This window comes from Aquipseudomonas ullengensis, from assembly GCF_014174475.1.
Taxonomy (GTDB): domain Bacteria; phylum Pseudomonadota; class Gammaproteobacteria; order Pseudomonadales; family Pseudomonadaceae; genus Aquipseudomonas; species Aquipseudomonas ullengensis.
In genome coordinates this window covers 205,445-223,865 of record NZ_JACJUD010000002.1, presented here as the reverse complement: position 1 = coordinate 223,865, position 18,421 = coordinate 205,445, and the positions used below count along the sequence as shown (strand labels likewise).

Here is an 18,421-nt window from a genome sequence, read left to right as displayed (position 1 = left end):
GACTTTGTGAATTAAGCCGGACAGCAGAACCATGAGCGACCTCTCCGCCCACACGCCGATGATGCAACAGTACTGGCGGCTGAAGCACCAGCACCCAGACCAACTGATGTTCTACCGCATGGGCGACTTCTACGAGATTTTCTACGAGGACGCGAAGAAGGCCGCTGCTCTGCTGGACATCACCCTGACCGCGCGTGGCTCATCGGCTGGCCAGGCGATTCCGATGTGCGGCATCCCGCATCATTCGGCAGAGGGCTACCTGGCCAAGCTGGTCAAACTCGGTGAGTCGGTGGTGATCTGCGAACAGATCGGCGATCCGGCCACCAGCAAGGGGCCGGTGGAACGCCAGGTGGTGCGCATCATCACCCCCGGCACCATCAGCGACGAAGCCCTGCTCGACGAGCGTCGCGACAACCTGCTGGCCGCCGTGCTCGGTGACGAGCGCCTGTTCGGCCTGGCCACCCTGGACATCACCAGCGGCCGCTTCACCGTGCAGGAACTCAAGGGCTGGGAAAACCTGCTGGCCGAGCTGGAGCGCCTGAGCCCGGCCGAACTGCTGATCCCCGATGACTGGCCGCAAGGCCTGCCGGTGGACAAGCGCCGTGGCACCCGCCGCCGCGCGCCTTGGGACTTCGACCGCGACACGGCGCGCAAGAGCCTGTGCCAACAGTTCGCCACCCAGGACCTGAAAGGCTTCGGCTGCGAGCAGCTGAGCCTGGCCATCGGCGCCGCCGGTTGCCTGCTCGGCTACGCCAAGGAAACCCAGCGCACCGCCCTGCCGCACCTGCGCAGCCTGCGCCACGAACGTCTGGACGACACGGTAATCCTCGATGGCGCCAGTCGACGCAACCTGGAGCTGGACACCAACCTCGCCGGTGGGCGCGACAACACCCTGCAATCGGTGGTCGACCGTTGCCAGACCGCCATGGGTTCGCGCCTGCTGACGCGCTGGCTGAACCGTCCGCTGCGCGACCGCGCCGTGCTCGAAGGCCGCCAGGACTCCATCGCCTGCCTGCTCGATCGTTACCAATTCGAACTGATTCAGCCGCAGCTCAAGGACATCGGTGATCTCGAGCGCATCCTCGCCCGCATCGGCCTGCGCAACGCCCGCCCACGCGACCTGGCCCGCCTGCGCGATGCCCTGGCCGCCCTGCCTCAGCTGCAAAGCGGCATGTCTCAGCTGGATATTCCACACCTGACCGAGCTGGCGACCAGCATCCGCACCTACCCGGAGCTGGCCGACCTGCTGGCCCGCGCCATCATCGACAACCCGCCGGCGGTAATCCGCGACGGCGGTGTGCTGAAGACCGGCTACGACGCCGAGCTGGACGAACTGCAGTCGCTGAGCGAGAACGCCGGCCAGTACCTGATGGATCTGGAAGTACGTGAAAAAGCCCGCACCGGACTGGCCAACCTCAAGGTCGGCTACAACCGTGTGCATGGCTATTTCATCGAGCTGCCGAGCAAGCAGGCCGAATCGGCCCCGGCGGACTATATCCGCCGGCAGACCCTGAAAGGCGCCGAGCGCTTCATCACCCCGGAGCTCAAGGAGTTCGAGGACAAGGCCCTGTCAGCCAAGAGCCGCGCCCTGGCTCGCGAGAAACTGCTGTACGACGAGCTACTGGAGCACCTGATCGGCCACCTGGCGCCACTGCAGGACACCGCCGCAGCCCTCGCCGAACTGGACGTGCTGAGCAACCTGGCCGAGCGCGCGCTGAACCTCGACCTCAATCGCCCGCGCTTCGTCGAAGAACCCTGCATGCGCATTAGCCAGGGTCGCCACCCGGTGGTCGAGCAGGTGCTGGATACGCCGTTCGTGGCCAACGACCTGGGCCTGGACGACAACACCCGTATGCTGATCATCACCGGCCCGAACATGGGTGGTAAGTCGACCTACATGCGCCAGACCGCGCTGATCGTGCTGCTCGCCCATATCGGCAGCTTCGTCCCGGCGGCAAGCTGCGAGCTGTCACTGGTCGACCGCATCTTCACCCGCATCGGCTCCAGCGACGACCTGGCCGGCGGCCGCTCGACCTTCATGGTCGAGATGAGCGAGACCGCCAACATCCTGCACAACGCCAGCGAGCGCAGCCTGGTGCTGATGGACGAAGTCGGCCGCGGCACCAGCACCTTCGATGGCCTGTCGCTGGCCTGGTCGGCCGCCGAACAGCTGGCCAGCCTGCGCGCCTGGACGCTGTTCGCCACCCACTACTTCGAGCTGACCGTGCTGCCCGAGAGCGAGCCGGTGGTGGCCAACGTGCACCTCAATGCCACCGAGCACAACGAGCGCATCGTCTTCCTGCACCATGTGCTGCCCGGTCCGGCCAGCCAGAGCTATGGCCTGGCCGTGGCGCAGCTGGCCGGCGTGCCGGCGCCGGTGATCGCCCGCGCCCGCGAGCACCTGGCGCGCCTGGAAACCACTAGCCTGCCCCACGAAGCGCCGCGCAGCGTGGCCGGCCAACCCGCCGCCCCGATGCAGAACGACCTGTTCGCCACCCTGCCGCACCCGGTGTTGGAAGAATTGGGCAAGATCAATCCCGATGATCTGACACCGCGCCGCGCACTGGAGCTGTTATATACATGGAAGACACGGATCTGACAGCGAGCCTCGCAAACTGGTAGAATCCGCGCGCTTTTAAGATTGCCCGACCTCCAGCCTGAGTCGAGGCCATCACTTTTTGTGCCGGAGACCCACCCAGAACGGGGCACGGCCGCTGTTTGAGGAGAGAATCAGAACATGACTTTCGTCGTCACCGACAACTGCATCAAGTGCAAATACACCGACTGCGTGGAAGTTTGTCCGGTGGACTGCTTTTACGAAGGCCCGAACTTTCTGGTAATCCACCCGGACGAGTGCATTGACTGCGCCCTCTGCGAGCCAGAATGCCCGGCCCAGGCCATCTTCTCCGAAGACGAAGTCCCGGAAGACCAGCAGGAGTTCATCGCCCTGAACACCGAACTGGCGGAAGTCTGGCCGAACATCACCGAGAGGAAAGATGCCCTGGCCGACGCCGAAGAGTGGGATGGCGTGAAGGACAAGCTGAAACACCTGGAGCGCTAAGCGCCCCGCAATGCAAAAGGCCCGCGCAATGCGGGCCTTTTTCTGTCTGCAGTTTTTTGCGGGCAAAAAAAGGGGCAGTGATTAGCTGCCCACTCTTTCTTCCCTACTCCCTGAGAATCCTGCCATCTTCCTGATGAACTGCATCCTGCAGTGGTTCCCTGACTGTCGTCCTGACAATCTGCGCCTTTCCCTTGGCACGGCTCCATATTACCGCCTCTCATCGCCTTCACAAGGCCACTCCTGGCTGTAAGCAGGCAGCTAGCAACAACTCATAAATATAAATAATCTTTATATTTCAATAAGTTAGTATTTATGTAAATCAGAAAAGCGCCGCCTGCGGGCGTAATCTGCCTGCGAACACTTACAGCACATGTAAGCAATGGCTTACATTTCAGCGAATAAAAAAGCCCCGGCGTGCCGGGGCTTAGAGGGGCGCAACAGCCGAGGCGTGCGCCAGGGGTAAACCTAGGGATCAGACCAGCTGCTTCAGCGCTTCGCGGCTGAACGGCAGGATGTCCTGCTCGCGGCCTTCACGGACCTTCAGCGCCCAATCCGGGTCGACCAACAGCGCGCGGCCCACGGCCACCAGATCGAACTCCTGCTTGTTCAGGCGCTCCAGCAGGTTTTCCAGGCTGGCCGGTTCGGCCACCTTGTCGGTGTTGACCATGAACTGCAGGAACTCGCCGTCCAGGCCGACGCTGCCCACGGTAATGGTCGGTTTGCCGGTCAGCTTGCGGGTCCAGCCAGCCAGGTTGAGATCAGAGCCTTCGAACTCCGGCTCCCAGAAGCGGCGGGTCGAGCAGTGGAAGATGTCCACGCCGGCGTCGCTCAGCGGCTTGAGGAAGGCTTCCAGGGCCTCCGGCGTCTGCACCAGGCGCGCGGTGTAGTCCTGCTGCTTCCACTGAGAGAAGCGGAAGATGATCGGGAAGTCCGGGCCGACGGCGGCGCGTACGGCCTGGATCAGCTCGATGGCGAAGCGCGAACGCTGGGCCAGGTCGCCACCGTACTCGTCGGTACGCTGGTTGCTGCCTTCCCAGAAGAACTGGTCAACCAGGTAACCGTGGGCGCCGTGGATTTCCACGCCGTCCATGCCGATCGCCTTGGCGTCACGGGCGGCCTGGGCGAAGGCGGCGATGACTTCGTCGATGTCGGCCTTGGTCATGCCGTGCACAACCACGTTGCCTTCCTTGATTTTCTCGCTTGGGCCGTAACCCGGCACGCTAGCGTCCGGCTCGGTGCCGAGCTTGCGCACATTGCCCACGTGCCACAGCTGCGGAACGATCTTGCCGCCTTCGGCGTGTACCGCGTCGACCACTTCCTTCCAGCCAGCCAGCGCGTCCTCACCATAGAAACGCGGCACGTGCGGGTAGCCGTTGGCAGCCTTGTGGCCGACGGTGGTGCCCTCGGTGACGATCAGGCCGACACCGGCCGCAGCACGGCGACGGTAGTACTCGACGACCTTGGCGTTGGGCACGCCGCCCGGGGAAAAGGAACGGGTCATCGGCGCCATTACCACGCGGGTCGGCAGCTCCAGGTTGCCCAGCTGGAAGGGTTGGAACAGGGCTTTTGCAGGGGCGTTCATAAGGACTCCAAATGCCGGACAGATGACCGGTCGTCTCGTTTATAGGCAATAAAAAATCAAGGCCGCAGGAGCAGCTCCAGACGGGTGTTGAAGGCGTTCAGCGGTGCGCTACCGGCGCCGACCTTGAGGCGTGCCAGCACGCCTTGCCAGGCGCTGTTGATGAAGGTCGCGAGGTTGTCGCAGTCCTCGTCGGCGGCCAGTTCACCCGCGTCACGCGCCAGCTCCAGGCAACCGCGCAGGATGTCCACCGAGGCTTGCTGGATAGCATCGACCTGGGCGCCGATCGCCGGCAGCAGGTCGGCCATCTCGAAACTCAGGCTGCCAATGAAGCAGTGGTACTCGGCCTTGTCCTGGCGGGAAAAATGCTCCTGCAGCTCCAGGTAGTAGGCGAGGATACGCGCCCGCGGGCTCAGCGCCGGATTGGCCAGAGCCTCGGCGTAGCGCTGCAGGCGCGGGCGGTAGACGAACTCGAGGGCGTGCAAGGCGAAATCTTCCTTGCTGGCGAAGTAGTGATAGAACGAGCCCTTGGGAATTCCCGCGGCCTGGACGATCTCCTGCACCCCGGTGCCGTGGTAGCCGCGGCGGGTCATCACCGCCGAGCCCTTGGCCAGGATCAGGTCGCGCTTGTCGAGTCGAATGCTGTTGTTCATGGGGCGAGGATATGACCGGTCGTCTCGCTTCACCCAGCACTATTGATATTAGTGATTAAGCCCTAGAAGCCAGTTCCTACAACCAGGTGACCTGCTGCTCCAGCGGAAAGCGCAGACGCGGGTTGTACACGCCCTTCTCGCCCTGACGTCCGACCGCTAGCAGCATGATCGGAATCGCCGCACGTGGCAGGTCGAGCACGCGGCGCAGGCGCACCTCGTCAAAGCCTTCCATCGGGCAAGTGGCGAAGCCGTGGCTCTGGAATCCCAGCATCAGGTTCTGCGCCGCCAGCGCGGTCGACTTAACCGCCCAGATGCGCATGTCGGCCTTGCTGTTGGGCGTACGCATCAGCGGCTTGCGCAGTGCCACTACACGCAGCAGTTGGCGCTTGAGAAAGCCCAGTAGCCCCAACGGCCCCTGGTTGTATTGGAACGGCGCGGTCTTGGCGTAGAAGTGGCGGATGCGCCCCGGCACTTCGGGCTCCGGCCAGTGAGTGACGATGTCGCGGCAGGCCTGACGCCAGGTGTCCGGGCGCGCCAACACGGCGATGATCAGCGGCGCCTTGGCCGCGTTCTGGCTCATGCACACCGGGTGCAGGCGCGCGAGCAACTCGGGATCGCGGATCACCTGGAAACTCCAGGGTTGCAGGTTGCAGGAGTTGGGCGCGAGGGTGGCCAGGTCCAGGCAGTCGCGAATCACCGCATCGGGCACCGGCTCGCTGGTAAAGCGGCGCACCGCACGGCGGCTTTCGATCAGCGCACGCAGGGCGGCCGGAGAAGCCAATTGGAGCGCGTCATCATGGGGAAAACTGGTCATCGCGGGCCTCCTCAGCAAGTCAGCCGATTAAGCAGCGCGCGGGAGCAGCCGACAAGCCACGAGGGTGAAACAGCCGAAGCATTGGCGCATTTGCCCGCTATCGAGCGAGTCCATGCGCCAGAACGGTCAGGCTAGCGCTTTGTCGATCGCCTGCAGCAAGGCAGGATCGTCCGGCGTGGTGCGCGGGGAGAAACGCGCCAGTACGCGACCATCACGGCCGACAAGAAACTTTTCGAAGTTCCAGGTGATATCCCCCGGGAACTCTGCGCCCTCGCCCGCCAGCAGGCGGTACAGCGGGTGGCGAGTAGGACCGTTGACATCCAGCTTGCTGCCCAGCGGGAACGTCACACCGTAGTTGAGGCTGCAGAATTCGCGAATCTCGTCTTCGCTACCCGGCTCCTGGCCGGCGAACTGGTTGCACGGCAGCCCCAGTACGGTGAAGCCACGCTCACGGTATTGCTGATGCAACGCTTCCAGGCCCGCGTATTGCGGGGTCAGGCCACACTTGGAGGCCACGTTGACCACCAATACCAACTGGCCCTTGAACGGCGCCAGCGGCAGATCCTGGCCGTCCAGCGCGCGTAGATTGAGATCGTGAAAGGCACTCATGAGTAACTCCTTGAGCCTGCATAAAAATCTGCGCCGAGGACAAAAAAGGCGCCCATGGGCGCCTTTTTCGCTTAGCTCAGCTTAGCAGCCACGATTACGCGTGGGACGACCATAAGTCGTATTGCGCAACCGATAATCAGGCTGCTAATCAGTGGTGGTGACCACCTTCGCCGTGGATATGGCCGTGGGCCAGTTCTTCGGCCAGGGCTTCACGCACGCTGACAACCTTGACCTGGAAGGTCAGACGCTGACCGGCCAGTGGGTGGTTGCCGTCGACGATCACGTCGTCGCCGTCGAGGTCACGGATGGTGACGATCTGCATGCCGCCGTCCGGGCCGGAGGCGTGGAACTGCATGCCGACTTCCAGCTCGTCGACACCTTCGAACATGCTGCGATTGAGGGTGGCAACCAGCTCGGCGCTGTATTCGCCGTAGGCATCGGCAGGTTCGACGACAGCAGTCAGCTCGTCGCCGGCCTGCTTGCCTTCCAGGGCCTTTTCCAGGCCAGCGATGATGTTGCCTGCACCGTGCAGGTAGGCCAGCGGGGCGCCGCCGGCAGAGCTGTCGATAACCTCACCAGCATCGTTGGTCAGGGTATAGTCGATGGAGACAGCCTTGTTGGCGGCGATCAGCATAGGGTGAGACCTTTTGCAAAAGATTGAAGAACCGGCGAGTTTACCTGCGGCCTCGGTTGAAAGCGACCCGAACCCAGACAAACGGGCCATACCGACCTGCTTACTGGTGGGTTTCCACCAGGACGAAGATGGCCACTGGGTCGCCGATTTGTCCTGCGGCCACACCCAGCACCTGCGCCACCAGCCGCCCTGGCAGAACCGCGCCTGGGTCATGGATGTGCAGCAACGCCAGCAGCGCATCGGCCAGCCCTTCGCCTGCGGCTGGTGCGCCGCCGAGCAGCGAGAACACGCCACAAACAGTGCACAGAGCAGATAGGGAGTCGTCATGCCGGCACGCAATATTCTGGTCATCAACTGCGGTAGCTCGTCGATCAAGTTCGCCCTGGTCAACGAGGCCCATTCGCAATTCACCTTGAGTGGCCTGGCCGAACGCCTGGGCAGCCAGGACGCCGTGCTGCACTGGCAGCGCGGCGGCGAGCAGGACAGCCTGATGCTGCCCAGCGGCGACCACCGTGCGGCCCTCGCCCAACTGCTGCCGCTGGTGCAGGGCGCGGCCGGTGGCAAACTGCATGGCATTGGCCACCGCGTGGTGCATGGCGGCGAACAGTTCACCGCCGCCTGCCGCATCGATGCGCAGAGCCTGCAGGCGATCCGCGCCACCGCGCCCTTGGCACCGCTGCACAACCCGGCCAACCTGCAGGGCATCGAAGCGGCACTCAAGCTGTTCCCCAGCCTGACCCAGGTAGCGGTGTTCGACACCGCCTTCCACCAGAGCCTGCCCGAGCACGCCTATCGCTACGCCGTGCCGGAGCCGCTGTACCGCGAGCATGGCGTGCGCCGCTATGGTTTCCACGGCACCAGCCACCGTTATGTCAGCCATCGCGCTGCCGAGATGAGCGGCCTGGCTAGCGGCGACAGCAGTTGGTTGTCGGCGCACCTCGGTAACGGCTGTTCGACCTGCGCCATCGTCGATGGCCAGAGCCGCGACACCAGCATGGGCCTGACCCCACTGGAAGGCCTGGTGATGGGCACCCGCAGCGGTGACGTCGACCCCAACCTGCACGGCCACCTGGCGCGGACCCTGGGCTGGAGCCTGGAACGCATCGACACGCTGCTGAACAAGGAAAGCGGCCTGCTCGGCCTCTCCGGCCTGTCCAACGACATGCGCAGCCTGGAACAGGCACGTGATCAGGGCCATGTCGGCGCGACCCTGGCTATCGAAGTGTTCTGCTATCGCCTGGCCAAGTCGCTGGCCGGCATGAGCTGTGCCCTGCCACAACTGGACGGCCTGATCTTCACCGGCGGCATCGGCGAGAACTCACCGCTGGTGCGCAGCAAGACCGTAGCCCACCTCAAGCTGCTCGGCCTGGCCCTGGACAAGGAAGCCAACGCCCGCTGTATTCGCGGCGTCGCGGGCTCCATTCACGCCCACGGCCACCCGCGCATCCTGGTGGTACCGACCAACGAGGAGCGGCAGATCGCCCTCGACACCCTCGCCCTGCTCAATGCTTGAAACGGGGAAGAACAAACCGGCGCCCACTGTCGAACCCGCTCGCTCCTTCAAGAACGGAGAACGCATGCATACCTTCTTTATTGCCCCCACCGGTTTCGGTGTTGGCCTTACCTCCATCAGCCTCGGCCTGGTTCGCGCCCTGCAACGTGCCGGGCTGAAAGTCGGCTTCTTCAAGCCGATAGCCCAGCCGCATCCCGGCGACGCGGGCCCGGAGCGCTCCACCGAACTGATCGCCCGCACCTTGGGCCTCACACCGCCCACGCCGCTGGCGTTGAGCCACGTCGAACGCATGCTCGGCGATGGTCAGCTGGACGAGCTGCTGGAAGAAATCATCAGCCTCTACCAGCAGGCCGCCGAGGGCCTGGACGTGCTGATCGTCGAAGGCATGGTGCCGACCCGCCACGCCAGCTATGCGGCGCGGATCAATGTGCACCTGGCCAAGAGCCTGGATGCCGAGATCATCCTGGTATCGGCACCGGACGGTGAGTCCGCCCAGGAGATGAACGAACTGTCCGACCGCATCGAAATCCAGGCGCAGCTGTTCGGTGGGCCGAAGGATCCGAAGGTGCTCGGCACCATCCTCAACAAGGTGCGTGGCGATGATTTCGCCGCCCGCCTGCAACAGCTCTCGCCACTGCTGAAGACCGAGGAGTTCCGCCTGCTCGGTTGCATTCCGTGGCAGGACGAGCTGAACGCCGCGCGCACCCGCGACATCGCCGACCTGCTCGGCGCCCGGGTGATCAATGCCGGCGACTACGAGCAGCGCCGGGTGGCGCAGATCGTCCTGTGCGCCCGCGCCGTGCCCAACACCGTGCAACTGCTCAAGCCCGGCGTGCTGGTGGTGACTCCTGGTGATCGAGACGACATCATCATGGCCGCCAGCCTGGCCGCAATGAACGGCGTGCCGCTGGCCGGCCTGCTGCTGTGCAGCGATTTCCCGCCGGACCCAAGGATCATGGAGCTGTGCCGCGGCGCCCTGCACAGCGGCCTGCCGGTGCTCAGCGTGAGCACCGGTTCCTACGACACGGCGACCAACCTCAATCGCCTGAACAAGGAAATCCCCATCGACGACCGCGAGCGCGCGGAGAAGGTCACCGAGTTCGTCGCCGGGCATATCGACCACGAGTGGCTCAAGCAGCGCTGTGGCAGCCCGCGCGAGCCACACATGTCGCCCCCGGCATTCCGCTACCAGTTGGTGCGCCGCGCCCAGGCGGCGAACAAGCGCATCGTCCTGCCCGAAGGCAGCGAGCCGCGCACCGTGCAGGCCGCCGCCATCTGCCAGGCCCGCGGCATTGCCCACTGCGTACTGCTGGCCAAGCCGGAAGCGGTGCACGCCGTGGCCAGCGCGCAAGGCATCGAGCTGCCCGCCGGGCTGGAAATCCTCGACCCGGATCTGATTCGCGAGCGTTACGTCGGACCCATGGTCGAGTTGCGCAAGGGCAAGGGCCTGAACGCGCCGATGGCCACCGCACAGCTGGAGGACACGGTGGTGCTGGGCACCATGATGCTGGCGCTGGACGAGGTCGACGGCCTGGTCTCCGGGGCCATCCACACCACGGCCAACACCATTCGCCCGGCCTTGCAGCTGATCAAAACCGCGCCGGGCTACAACCTGGTGTCTTCGGTGTTCTTCATGCTCCTGCCGGACCAGGTACTGGTGTATGGCGACTGCGCGGTGAACCCCGACCCGACGGCCCCGGAACTGGCAGAAATCGCCCTGCAGAGTGCCGCCTCGGCCGAAGCCTTCGGCGTGCCGGCACGGGTGGCGATGATCAGTTATTCCACCGGCGACTCCGGCAGTGGTGCCGAGGTGGAGAAAGTTCGCGAAGCCACACGCACCGCACAGGCGCTGAACCCGCAACTGCTGATCGACGGTCCCCTGCAATACGACGCTGCCGCCATCGCCAGCGTGGGCCGGCAGAAAGCCCCGGACAGCCTGGTGGCCGGGCGCGCCACGGTCTTCATCTTCCCCGACCTGAACACCGGAAACACCACCTATAAGGCAGTACAACGTAGCGCCGACTGTGTCAGCGTCGGGCCCATGCTGCAGGGGTTGCGCAAACCGGTGAACGACCTGTCGCGCGGCGCGCTGGTGGACGACATCGTCTACACCATCGCCCTGACAGCGATCCAGGCGGTGGCCAAAGGGTGAAACAGGCTTGATGGTTCCCACGCTCCGCGTGGGAACCATCTAGAACGCGCGTGGCACCGACGCGGGTTTCACCTCGCTTGCGCTAGAATTCGCCACGTTTGGGAACTGCGAAAACCCCAGCAGGCATGACCAAGAGGTCAAAGCCAACACTTGCCGTTCAGTGTACAAGCGTTAACCTTGGCACCGAACCGACTTGCGGCAGACCATCTGCCACAAGGTTTTCAAGCAATCCGGGGCACACAGAATGCCCCTCTGCCAGGAGGCTCAAGCCCCCATGCTGCATCTACTGCCTGCCCCGCTGCGCGGCGTTATCGCCGGCCTGCTGTTGGCCCTGAATACCCTGGTCTGCTGCTGGCCACTGTTCGCCGTGTCGCTGCTCAAGCTGCTGTTGCCGGTACCGGCGATCCAGCGCGGCCTGCGCTTCGTCATGCATGGCATCGCCGAATTCTGGATCGGGGTGAACAAGTTCTGGATGAACCAGGTACGCCGCACCCGCTGGCATGTCAGCGGCCTGGACGGCTTCGACCTGAACCACTCCTACCTGGTCACCAGCAACCACCAGAGCTGGGTCGACATCCTGGTGCTGCAGTACCTGCTCAACCGGCGCATGCCGCTGCTCAAGTTCTTCCTCAAGCAGGAATTGATCTGGGTTCCGGTGATCGGCCTGTGCTGGTGGGCGCTGGAATTCCCCTTCATGAAGCGCTTCAGCAAGGAATACCTGGCCAAGCACCCGGAAAAGCGCGGGCAGGATCTGGCCACCACGCGCAAGGCCTGCGCCCGCTACAAGACCAACCCGGTGTCGGTGTTCAACTTCCTCGAAGGCACGCGCCTGACGCCGCAGAAACACGCGCAGCAGGCTTCACCCTTCAAGTACCTGCTCAAGCCCAAGGCCGGCGGTATCGCTTTCGTGCTGGATGCCATGGGTGAGCAACTGGATGCCATCGTCAACGTGACCATCCACTATCCCGGCGGCAACCCTGGGTTCTGGGATCTGCTCTGTGGCCGTGTCGGCGAAGTAGTGGTGCAGTTCGCCCGCCTGGAAATCCCTGCGGAATTCATCAGCCGCAACTACGACCAGGACGAACAGTACCGCCTGCAGTTCCAGCAGTGGGTCAACCAGCTGTGGCTGGCCAAGGATGCCGAGCTGGCCGAGCTGCACCAGCGCTTTCCTGGCTAGCCAGCAGCAGGCTCTGTTCGCAAAGCAGCTGCTGCGTCAGCCGTTTGCCAGCAGAGCACGCCCCATGGGCTTATGCATCGGGTTTCCAGGTCGACCAGTCGAGCCGCAGCGGAAAACTGCCGGCCTTGTCCACCGACAGGCCCGGCGCCACCAGAAAGCCCTGCATGGTGCTGCACTGGTGGGCGATCAGCCAGTCGCGCTGCTCGATGGTTTCCACCCCTTCGGCAATCACTTCCAGTTCGAGGTGATGGGCCAGGTCGATGATGGTGCTGACGATGGCGGCATCCTTCGGCGAGTCGAGCATGTTGGCGATGAACAGCCGATCGATCTTCAGCGTGTCGATCTCGAAATGCCGCAAGTACGCCAGCGACGAGTAACCGGTGCCGAAATCATCGATGGCAATGCGCACGCCCAGCTCGCGCAGTTGCTGCAACTGCTCGCGGGTGTTGTCGAGGTCCTGCATAAGCGCGCTTTCGGTCACCTCCACTTCCAGCTGGGCCGGATTGAGTTGCAGCTCCTCCAACACCCGGCGCAGGTCATCCACCAGCTGCGGCATACCGAATTGCACCGGGCTGACGTTGAGGCTGAGTACCAGCTCTTCGCCAAAACGCTCACGCCAGGAGCGGCACTGGCTGATGCCCTGGCGGAAGATCCAGTCGCCCACCCGGTTGATCAGCCGGGTTTCCTCCAGCAGCGGAATGAACACCCCTGGCGAGACGGTACCGGCCACCCGGTGTTGCCAGCGCAGTAGCGCCTCGAAGCCGCGCAGGCGGCCGGTAGCCAGGTCGATCTGCGGCTGATAGACCAACACGAAATCGTCCTGCTCGATGGCCATGCGCAGGCTTTCTTCGAGCATCAACCGCGAGCGCGCGCGGCCGTTCATTTCCGGCGAGAAGAAGCGGTACTGCTGACGCCCGGCGCGCTTGGCCTCGTACATGGCCATGTCCGCCGAACGCAGCAGGCCATCCACCGTCTGCCCGCACTCCGGGTAGCAGGCAATGCCGACACTGGCACCAACGGTGAACTCGATGCCGTCCACCTTGTGCCGCACCGACACCAGTTCGATCAGCTTCTCGGCCACCCGCGCGGCATCCTCCGGGTGGTCGAGCGAATCGAGCAACGCAGTGAACTCGTCCCCGCCCATGCGCGCGAGAACGTCGTAGGGACGCAGGCAGGTCTTCAGTTGCTCGGCCACGCGGCGCAGCACAATGTCGCCGGCGGCGTGGCCGAGGGAGTCATTGATCCGTTTGAAGCCATCGAGGTCCAGGTAGATCACCGCCATGCGCTTGCCGCTGCGGTCGATGCGTGAAAGCGCCGACTCCAGCGCCTGGTTGAAGCCGCGTCGGTTGTGCAGGCCGGTCAGGGCATCGGTAACCGCCTGTGATTCGAGTTGCGCGTGCAAGTTGCTCACCACAGACATGTCCAGGGCGATCAGCACCATCGAGTTCTGGTACTGCGGCAGCGGTGAACAGGACAACGCAACAGGCAGGAAGCTGCCGCTGAAGGTATTCAGCACCGCATCGTGCAGCCGGTAGGTCTGGCCGGCGCGCCAGTGCCGGTAGAACTCGGTTTCCTGCCAGTTCTGCGCCATCTCCGGCGCCCGCAGGTAGGACAGCAACTGGGTGCCCTGCAAGTCGGCCACGTCGCCATGAAGCATCTGCGCCATGGCCGGGTTGGCGAAGTTGATCAGGCCATCCTGGCCGATCACCATGATGCCTTCCGAGGCGTTTTCCAGCACCGAGGCATTGAAGGCCCGCGCACTGTCCAGTTGCTGACTGAGCAGTTGCATCTCGTGACGATGGCGCTCGTGCTCAAGCAGGGCATTGATCTTGTGCCGCAGCACCTTGGGGTCGAAGGGCTTGAGGATGAAGTCCACCGCGCCGATGGCATAGCCGTGCAGCACCGAGTCCTCGGTATGAGCGATGGCGGAGAGGAAGATGATCGGCGTGTAGCGGGTATTCGGGCTGCCACGCATCAGGCGCGCCACCTCGAAACCGTCCATTTTCGGCATTTGTACATCGAGCAACACCAGCCCGACATCCTCGGACTGCATGCATTGCAGGGCGGCTTCGCCAGAGTTGACCGTGCGCACGTTCCACTGGCCATCGCCCAGCAGCGCCTCCATGGCCACCAGGTTCTCCTCGCGATCATCCACCACCAGCAACACCTGACTGTCCACCGGTGTTTCAAGCTGCAGCCGCGTCATCCAGCCCTCCCATGGCGCGCCCTTGCGCCATCAGCCTTGAACATTGCCCACCCCAACCCGAGGCCTGCCACCGCTTGCAGCACTCACCATATCGCGCCGTCATTGGCGTGCTCGACTCTGCGGCTCGATCGGGGTGTTGATCCAGCGCTGGAGCATTTCCAGCAGTTCCTGACGCCCAACCGGTTTGGCCAGGTAGTCGTCGGCGCCCGCGGTGATGCATTTCTCGCGGTCGCCCTTCATCGCATGGGCCGTCAGGGCGATCACCGGAATCCGGCAATCGTGCTGTTCCTTGAGCAGCCGCGTGGCGGTGTAGCCATCCATGTTGGGCATCGCCATATCCATCAGAATCAGATCGAAGGGTTCGCGGGCGAAGCATTCCAGCGCCTCCACGCCATCCTTGGCCGGCACCACGATGAGCTCTATTTCATCGAGCAGTGCAGTCATCGCATAAATGTTGCGCACGTCATCGTCCACCAGCAGCACACGCTTGCCGGCCAGCCCCGAACTATCGACCTGCGGTTCGCGCACCGTGGTGAGGAAGCCCTGCAGGGCAGAGCTGAGTGGCCGCAAATCATCGCCACTCTTGCGCACCACCACCGCCGAGTAACGGCGCAGGTGCTGCAAGTCAACGCGGGTAACGTCCACACCAGTGTTGATCACCACCTGGCTGCCATGCAGCGGGCGCTCGCGATTGAGCAGTTCCAGCAGGTCGAAACCATCCGCGTCGGGCAGATCGAGATCGATCACCAGGGCACTGAAACTCCGCGCGCCATAGGCATCGCGGGCCGCCTCGGCCGTCGCCACCGCCGTCACCGCAAAACCCAACTGCTGCAGGTGCTCGCGGTAGTGCTCGCGCTCGACCTCGACATCCTCCACCAGCAGCAGTGGCCGGGTGCCGATATCGGGCCTGCCGATATCGTGGAAGACCTGCTCCAACGCCTCACGGCCGATGGGTTTGACCAGGTAACGCGTACCGTCCTCGTGCCAGTCCTGCGGTTGCGGCACGCAGGACAGGATATGCACCGGGATATCGCGGTACTGCACCAGGCCCCGCAGGCGTCGGTAGATCTGCCAGCCGCTGATATCCGGCAACAGGATGTCGATGATCACCGCCGCGAAGCGCTCGCTCTGCAGCAGGTTGATCGCCTGCTTGCCATTGCGGCAGAGCACGCTGGAAAAACCGTGGGCCTGGGCCTCCTCGGCGATCACCGAGGCGAAGTTGAGGTCATCCTCCACCACCAATATCGCCGGCCCCTGCCCGCTGCGCAGCGGCGCGCTGCTCAGCGGCTCGTCCGGCTCGGCCTGAGCCACAGCCACCACCGGCAACAGCACGATGAAGCGCGAACCGGCACCGGCGATGCTCTCCAGGCGGATCTTGCCGCCCAGCGCTTCGACCAGCTGGCGAGTAATGGCCAGGCCCAGCCCTGTACCACCGAAGCGCCTACTGATGGAGCCATCGATCTGCTGGAAGGCCTGGAAGACGCGCTCATGTTGTTCCGCGGCGATGCCGATACCGGTGTCGCGGACGACGATCTCGAGGGTCTCCCGCTCATCATCCAGGGGCGTCATGCTGCGGTTGATCAGCAGTTCGACCTCGCCGTGCTCGGTGAACTTCAGCGCATTGGACAGCAGGTTGCGCAGGATCTGGTACAGCCGCCCACGGTCGATATGGATCACCCGTGGCACACCGGGCTCAATGCTGCTGAGCAGGCGCAGCCCTTTGATCTCGGCCATCGGCCGCAGGCTGGCATCCAGCTCCACCAACATATCGTGGACGTTCAGCGGCTCCAGCTTGAGCTGCACCCGCCCGGCTTCGATCTTAGCCAAGTCAAGTACATCGTTGATCAGTTGCAGCAGGTCGTTGCCGGCCTTGTAGATGATGTCGGCATGCTTGACCTGCTTCTCGGTGAGGTTGCCGGCCATGTTCTGCTTCAGTTGCTCGCTGAGAATCAGGATGCTGTTGAGCGGCGTGCGCAGCTCGTGGGACATGTTGGCGAGGAACTCGGACTTGTAGCGGTTGGCCAGCGCCAACTGCTCGGCCTGTTCGCGCAAGCGTTGCTCCGCCGCCTTGCGCTCGCTGATGTCGATGATCACCGCCTGCACCAGCAGCTCTTCACCGGTGCGCAGGGGCGACAGGCCCACCTCCAGTGGGATCAAGCGGCCATCGCGGTGCTGGCCGAACAGGTCGCGGTTGTTGCCCATGCTGCGTGGCGAGGGGTCATTGAAGAAGTTCTGGCGCATGCCCGGGTGCATGGCGCGCAAGGACTCGGGCAGCAGCCTCTCGACCGGCTGGCCGATCAGCTCGCTGCGCGGGTAGCCGAACATTTCCTCGGTCTGCCGGTTGGCCATGGCCACCCGGCCCTTGCCATCGACCAGCAGGATGGCGTTGGGTGAAGCCTCCACCACCTGGCGAAAGCGCTCCTCGGCGGCCTTGCGCGCGCTGATGTCGATGATCACGGCCTGTACCAGCAGCTCATCGCCGGTGCGGATCGGCGACAAGCCGACCTCCAGGGGAATCGAACGGCCATCGCGATGCTGACCGAACAGCTCGCGATTACCGCCCATGCGCCGTGGCTCGGGCGCGCTCTGGTAGTTCTCGCGCAGGCCGACATGCGCGCTGCGAATGGCGTCGGGCAGCAGTTTCTCCACTGGCTGCCCGACCAGCTCCTCACGGCCATAGCCGAACAGCAGCTCGGTCTGGCGGTTGATCATGGTGATGCGGCCACTGCGGTCGGCCAGCACGATGGCGTTGGGCGAGGCCTCCACCACCAGCCGAAAGCGCTCCTCGCGCTCACGCAGATCGTGGCTCTGACGCTCGCTGTAGGTCAGCGAACGCTCGCGCAGGTAGAGGTAGCCACCGACCAGCAACGACAGCAGCAGCGAGGCAGCCAGGCCGCTGATCAGGCTGAAGCTGAGATCGCCATTGCGCTGCGTGGCCTCGTAGCGCGGCATGCTGCGCACCTTGAGCTGCCAGTCGCGGCCGTAGAAATGCAGGGGGCGCTGCGCCTCGAAACGCGAGATATGCCCACCCGAGGCCTCTTGCTGCAACAACGGGGTCTGCTTGTCCGCTACATCCAGCAGTTCGATGCGGAACAACTCGGCGCTGCTGCCAAGAATGCCGCGCATCAGATCACCCATACGGAACGAACCGATCACCACGCCCAGCAGCGCCTCCTGGCGCTCGGCCTGGTTGCTCAACGGCGCATCACGGCGGTACACCGGCAGGTACAGCAAGGCGCCGACCTGGGTGCTTTCCTCGGTTTCCTGCTTGAGCTTGAGCGGCCCCGTCAGCCGCGACTCGCCGCTGTCGCGGGTCTGCTCCAGCGCCTGCCGGCGGGTCGGGTCGCTGAACATGTCGTAACCCACCACGCGGCGGTTGCGCCAGTCCAGCGGGTTGACGTAGTCGACCACCGCGTACAGCTCGCGCTGGCCCGGTGGGAACACCTGGAATTCGCTGCGTCCGGCTGCCCGCTCCGCCTCGATGAACGGCTGCAGCTCGGCAGCCTTGAGGTAGCGTCCCCAGCTCAGCGACTGGATGCCGGGATAGCGCTCCTGCAGCTGCAACTGCTCTGCCGCGCGCTGCCACTCATCAAACGACACATCCGCACTACCCGCCAGCAGACCGGACATGCCACGCAGGACCATTTCATAGGCCCGCAGACGATCGCGCACACTCTGTTCGACGCCATCCACGGCTAGGGCGAAGCGCTGCTCCTGCTCGGCAGCGGCACTGCCACGCAGTGCCAGCCATTGCCAGCTCACCAGCGAGCCCAACCCGAGCATCAACAGGGCCGAGACCAGCAAGGGGATCCAGGGTTTGCGTACGTGGGCGTTGGGAGCGGTTGCGTCCATGCGGTTTTGTCATCCTTAGACGGCGCACGTCGCTCACCTGACGCACACCGAACCAGCTCAAGCCAGAGAGAATTTCTGTTGAGAGTCTAGTCAGGAATCTGTGCACCACCATGCACATGACAGGCGGCACAAACAACAAGGCCCTCGAATGAGGGCCTTGTTGGTAACGTT

The 18,421-nt window shown here is 64.1% G+C and carries 13 protein-coding genes; 6 read left to right on the top strand and 7 right to left on the bottom strand.

Translation table 11 applies throughout. From position 1 onward, the window contains the following. The first annotated feature begins 31 nt into the window (after positions 1-31). Together mutS and fdxA are read left to right on the top strand one after the other, a co-directional pair. Positions 32-2,599, top strand: a complete 2,568-nt coding sequence (gene mutS, locus H3H51_RS06460) for a DNA mismatch repair protein MutS (protein ID WP_183088228.1) — start codon at positions 32-34, stop codon at positions 2,597-2,599. A gap of 138 nt (positions 2,600-2,737) precedes the next feature. Then, positions 2,738-3,061, top strand: coding sequence for a ferredoxin FdxA (gene fdxA / locus H3H51_RS06455; protein WP_183088227.1), 324 nt, complete (start codon positions 2,738-2,740; stop codon positions 3,059-3,061). Positions 3,062-3,533: 472 nt separating this feature from the next. Here the strand turns inward: fdxA and H3H51_RS06450 are convergent, their stop codons facing one another. From H3H51_RS06450 to H3H51_RS06430, 5 genes are all read right to left on the bottom strand, one after another. Then, positions 3,534-4,643 carry an NADH:flavin oxidoreductase gene (locus H3H51_RS06450; RefSeq protein WP_183088226.1) on the bottom strand — a complete coding sequence of 370 codons (1,110 nt, stop codon included), beginning with the start codon at positions 4,641-4,643 and terminating at the stop codon, positions 3,534-3,536. Between the two features lie 56 nt (positions 4,644-4,699). After that, a complete protein-coding gene (locus H3H51_RS06445; RefSeq protein WP_183088225.1) occupies positions 4,700-5,293 on the bottom strand; it encodes a TetR/AcrR family transcriptional regulator in 594 nt (197 codons plus the stop codon). A gap of 76 nt (positions 5,294-5,369) precedes the next feature. Beyond that, on the bottom strand, positions 5,370-6,107 hold the full coding sequence (locus tag H3H51_RS06440; RefSeq protein ID WP_183088224.1) for a nitroreductase family protein: 738 nt from the start codon (positions 6,105-6,107) through the stop codon (positions 5,370-5,372). Positions 6,108-6,233: 126 nt separating this feature from the next. Continuing rightward, entirely contained in the window at positions 6,234-6,716 is a 483-nt protein-coding gene (locus tag H3H51_RS06435) for a glutathione peroxidase (protein ID WP_183088223.1), read from the bottom strand. Between the two features lie 148 nt (positions 6,717-6,864). Then, positions 6,865-7,350 (bottom strand): FKBP-type peptidyl-prolyl cis-trans isomerase, encoded by a 486-nt coding sequence (locus tag H3H51_RS06430; protein ID WP_183088222.1) that lies wholly within the window; start codon positions 7,348-7,350, stop codon positions 6,865-6,867. Between the two features lie 13 nt (positions 7,351-7,363). On the opposite strand from H3H51_RS06430, the gene H3H51_RS06425 reads away from it, so the two are divergent. From H3H51_RS06425 to H3H51_RS06410, 4 genes are all read left to right on the top strand, one after another. Next, a complete protein-coding gene (locus tag H3H51_RS06425) occupies positions 7,364-7,666 on the top strand; it encodes a DUF3565 domain-containing protein (RefSeq protein ID WP_235981305.1) in 303 nt (100 codons plus the stop codon). 9 nt (positions 7,667-7,675) lie between these two features. Next, entirely contained in the window at positions 7,676-8,863 is a 1,188-nt protein-coding gene (locus H3H51_RS06420) for an acetate kinase (protein ID WP_183088221.1), read from the top strand. 64 nt (positions 8,864-8,927) lie between these two features. After that, complete coding sequence (pta, locus tag H3H51_RS06415; protein ID WP_183088220.1) at positions 8,928-11,015, top strand: phosphate acetyltransferase; 2,088 nt, start codon at positions 8,928-8,930, stop codon at positions 11,013-11,015. 274 nt (positions 11,016-11,289) lie between these two features. After that, positions 11,290-12,192, top strand: a complete 903-nt coding sequence (locus tag H3H51_RS06410) for an acyltransferase (protein ID WP_183088219.1) — start codon at positions 11,290-11,292, stop codon at positions 12,190-12,192. A 70-nt stretch (positions 12,193-12,262) separates the two neighbouring features. Here H3H51_RS06410 and H3H51_RS06405 read toward each other — a convergent pair whose 3' ends face one another. Further along, on the bottom strand, positions 12,263-14,398 hold the full coding sequence (locus tag H3H51_RS06405; protein ID WP_183088218.1) for a putative bifunctional diguanylate cyclase/phosphodiesterase: 2,136 nt from the start codon (positions 14,396-14,398) through the stop codon (positions 12,263-12,265). 99 nt (positions 14,399-14,497) lie between these two features. Then, on the bottom strand, positions 14,498-18,250 hold the full coding sequence (locus H3H51_RS06400; protein ID WP_183088217.1) for a PAS domain S-box protein: 3,753 nt from the start codon (positions 18,248-18,250) through the stop codon (positions 14,498-14,500). Positions 18,251-18,421: the final 171 nt, after the last annotated feature.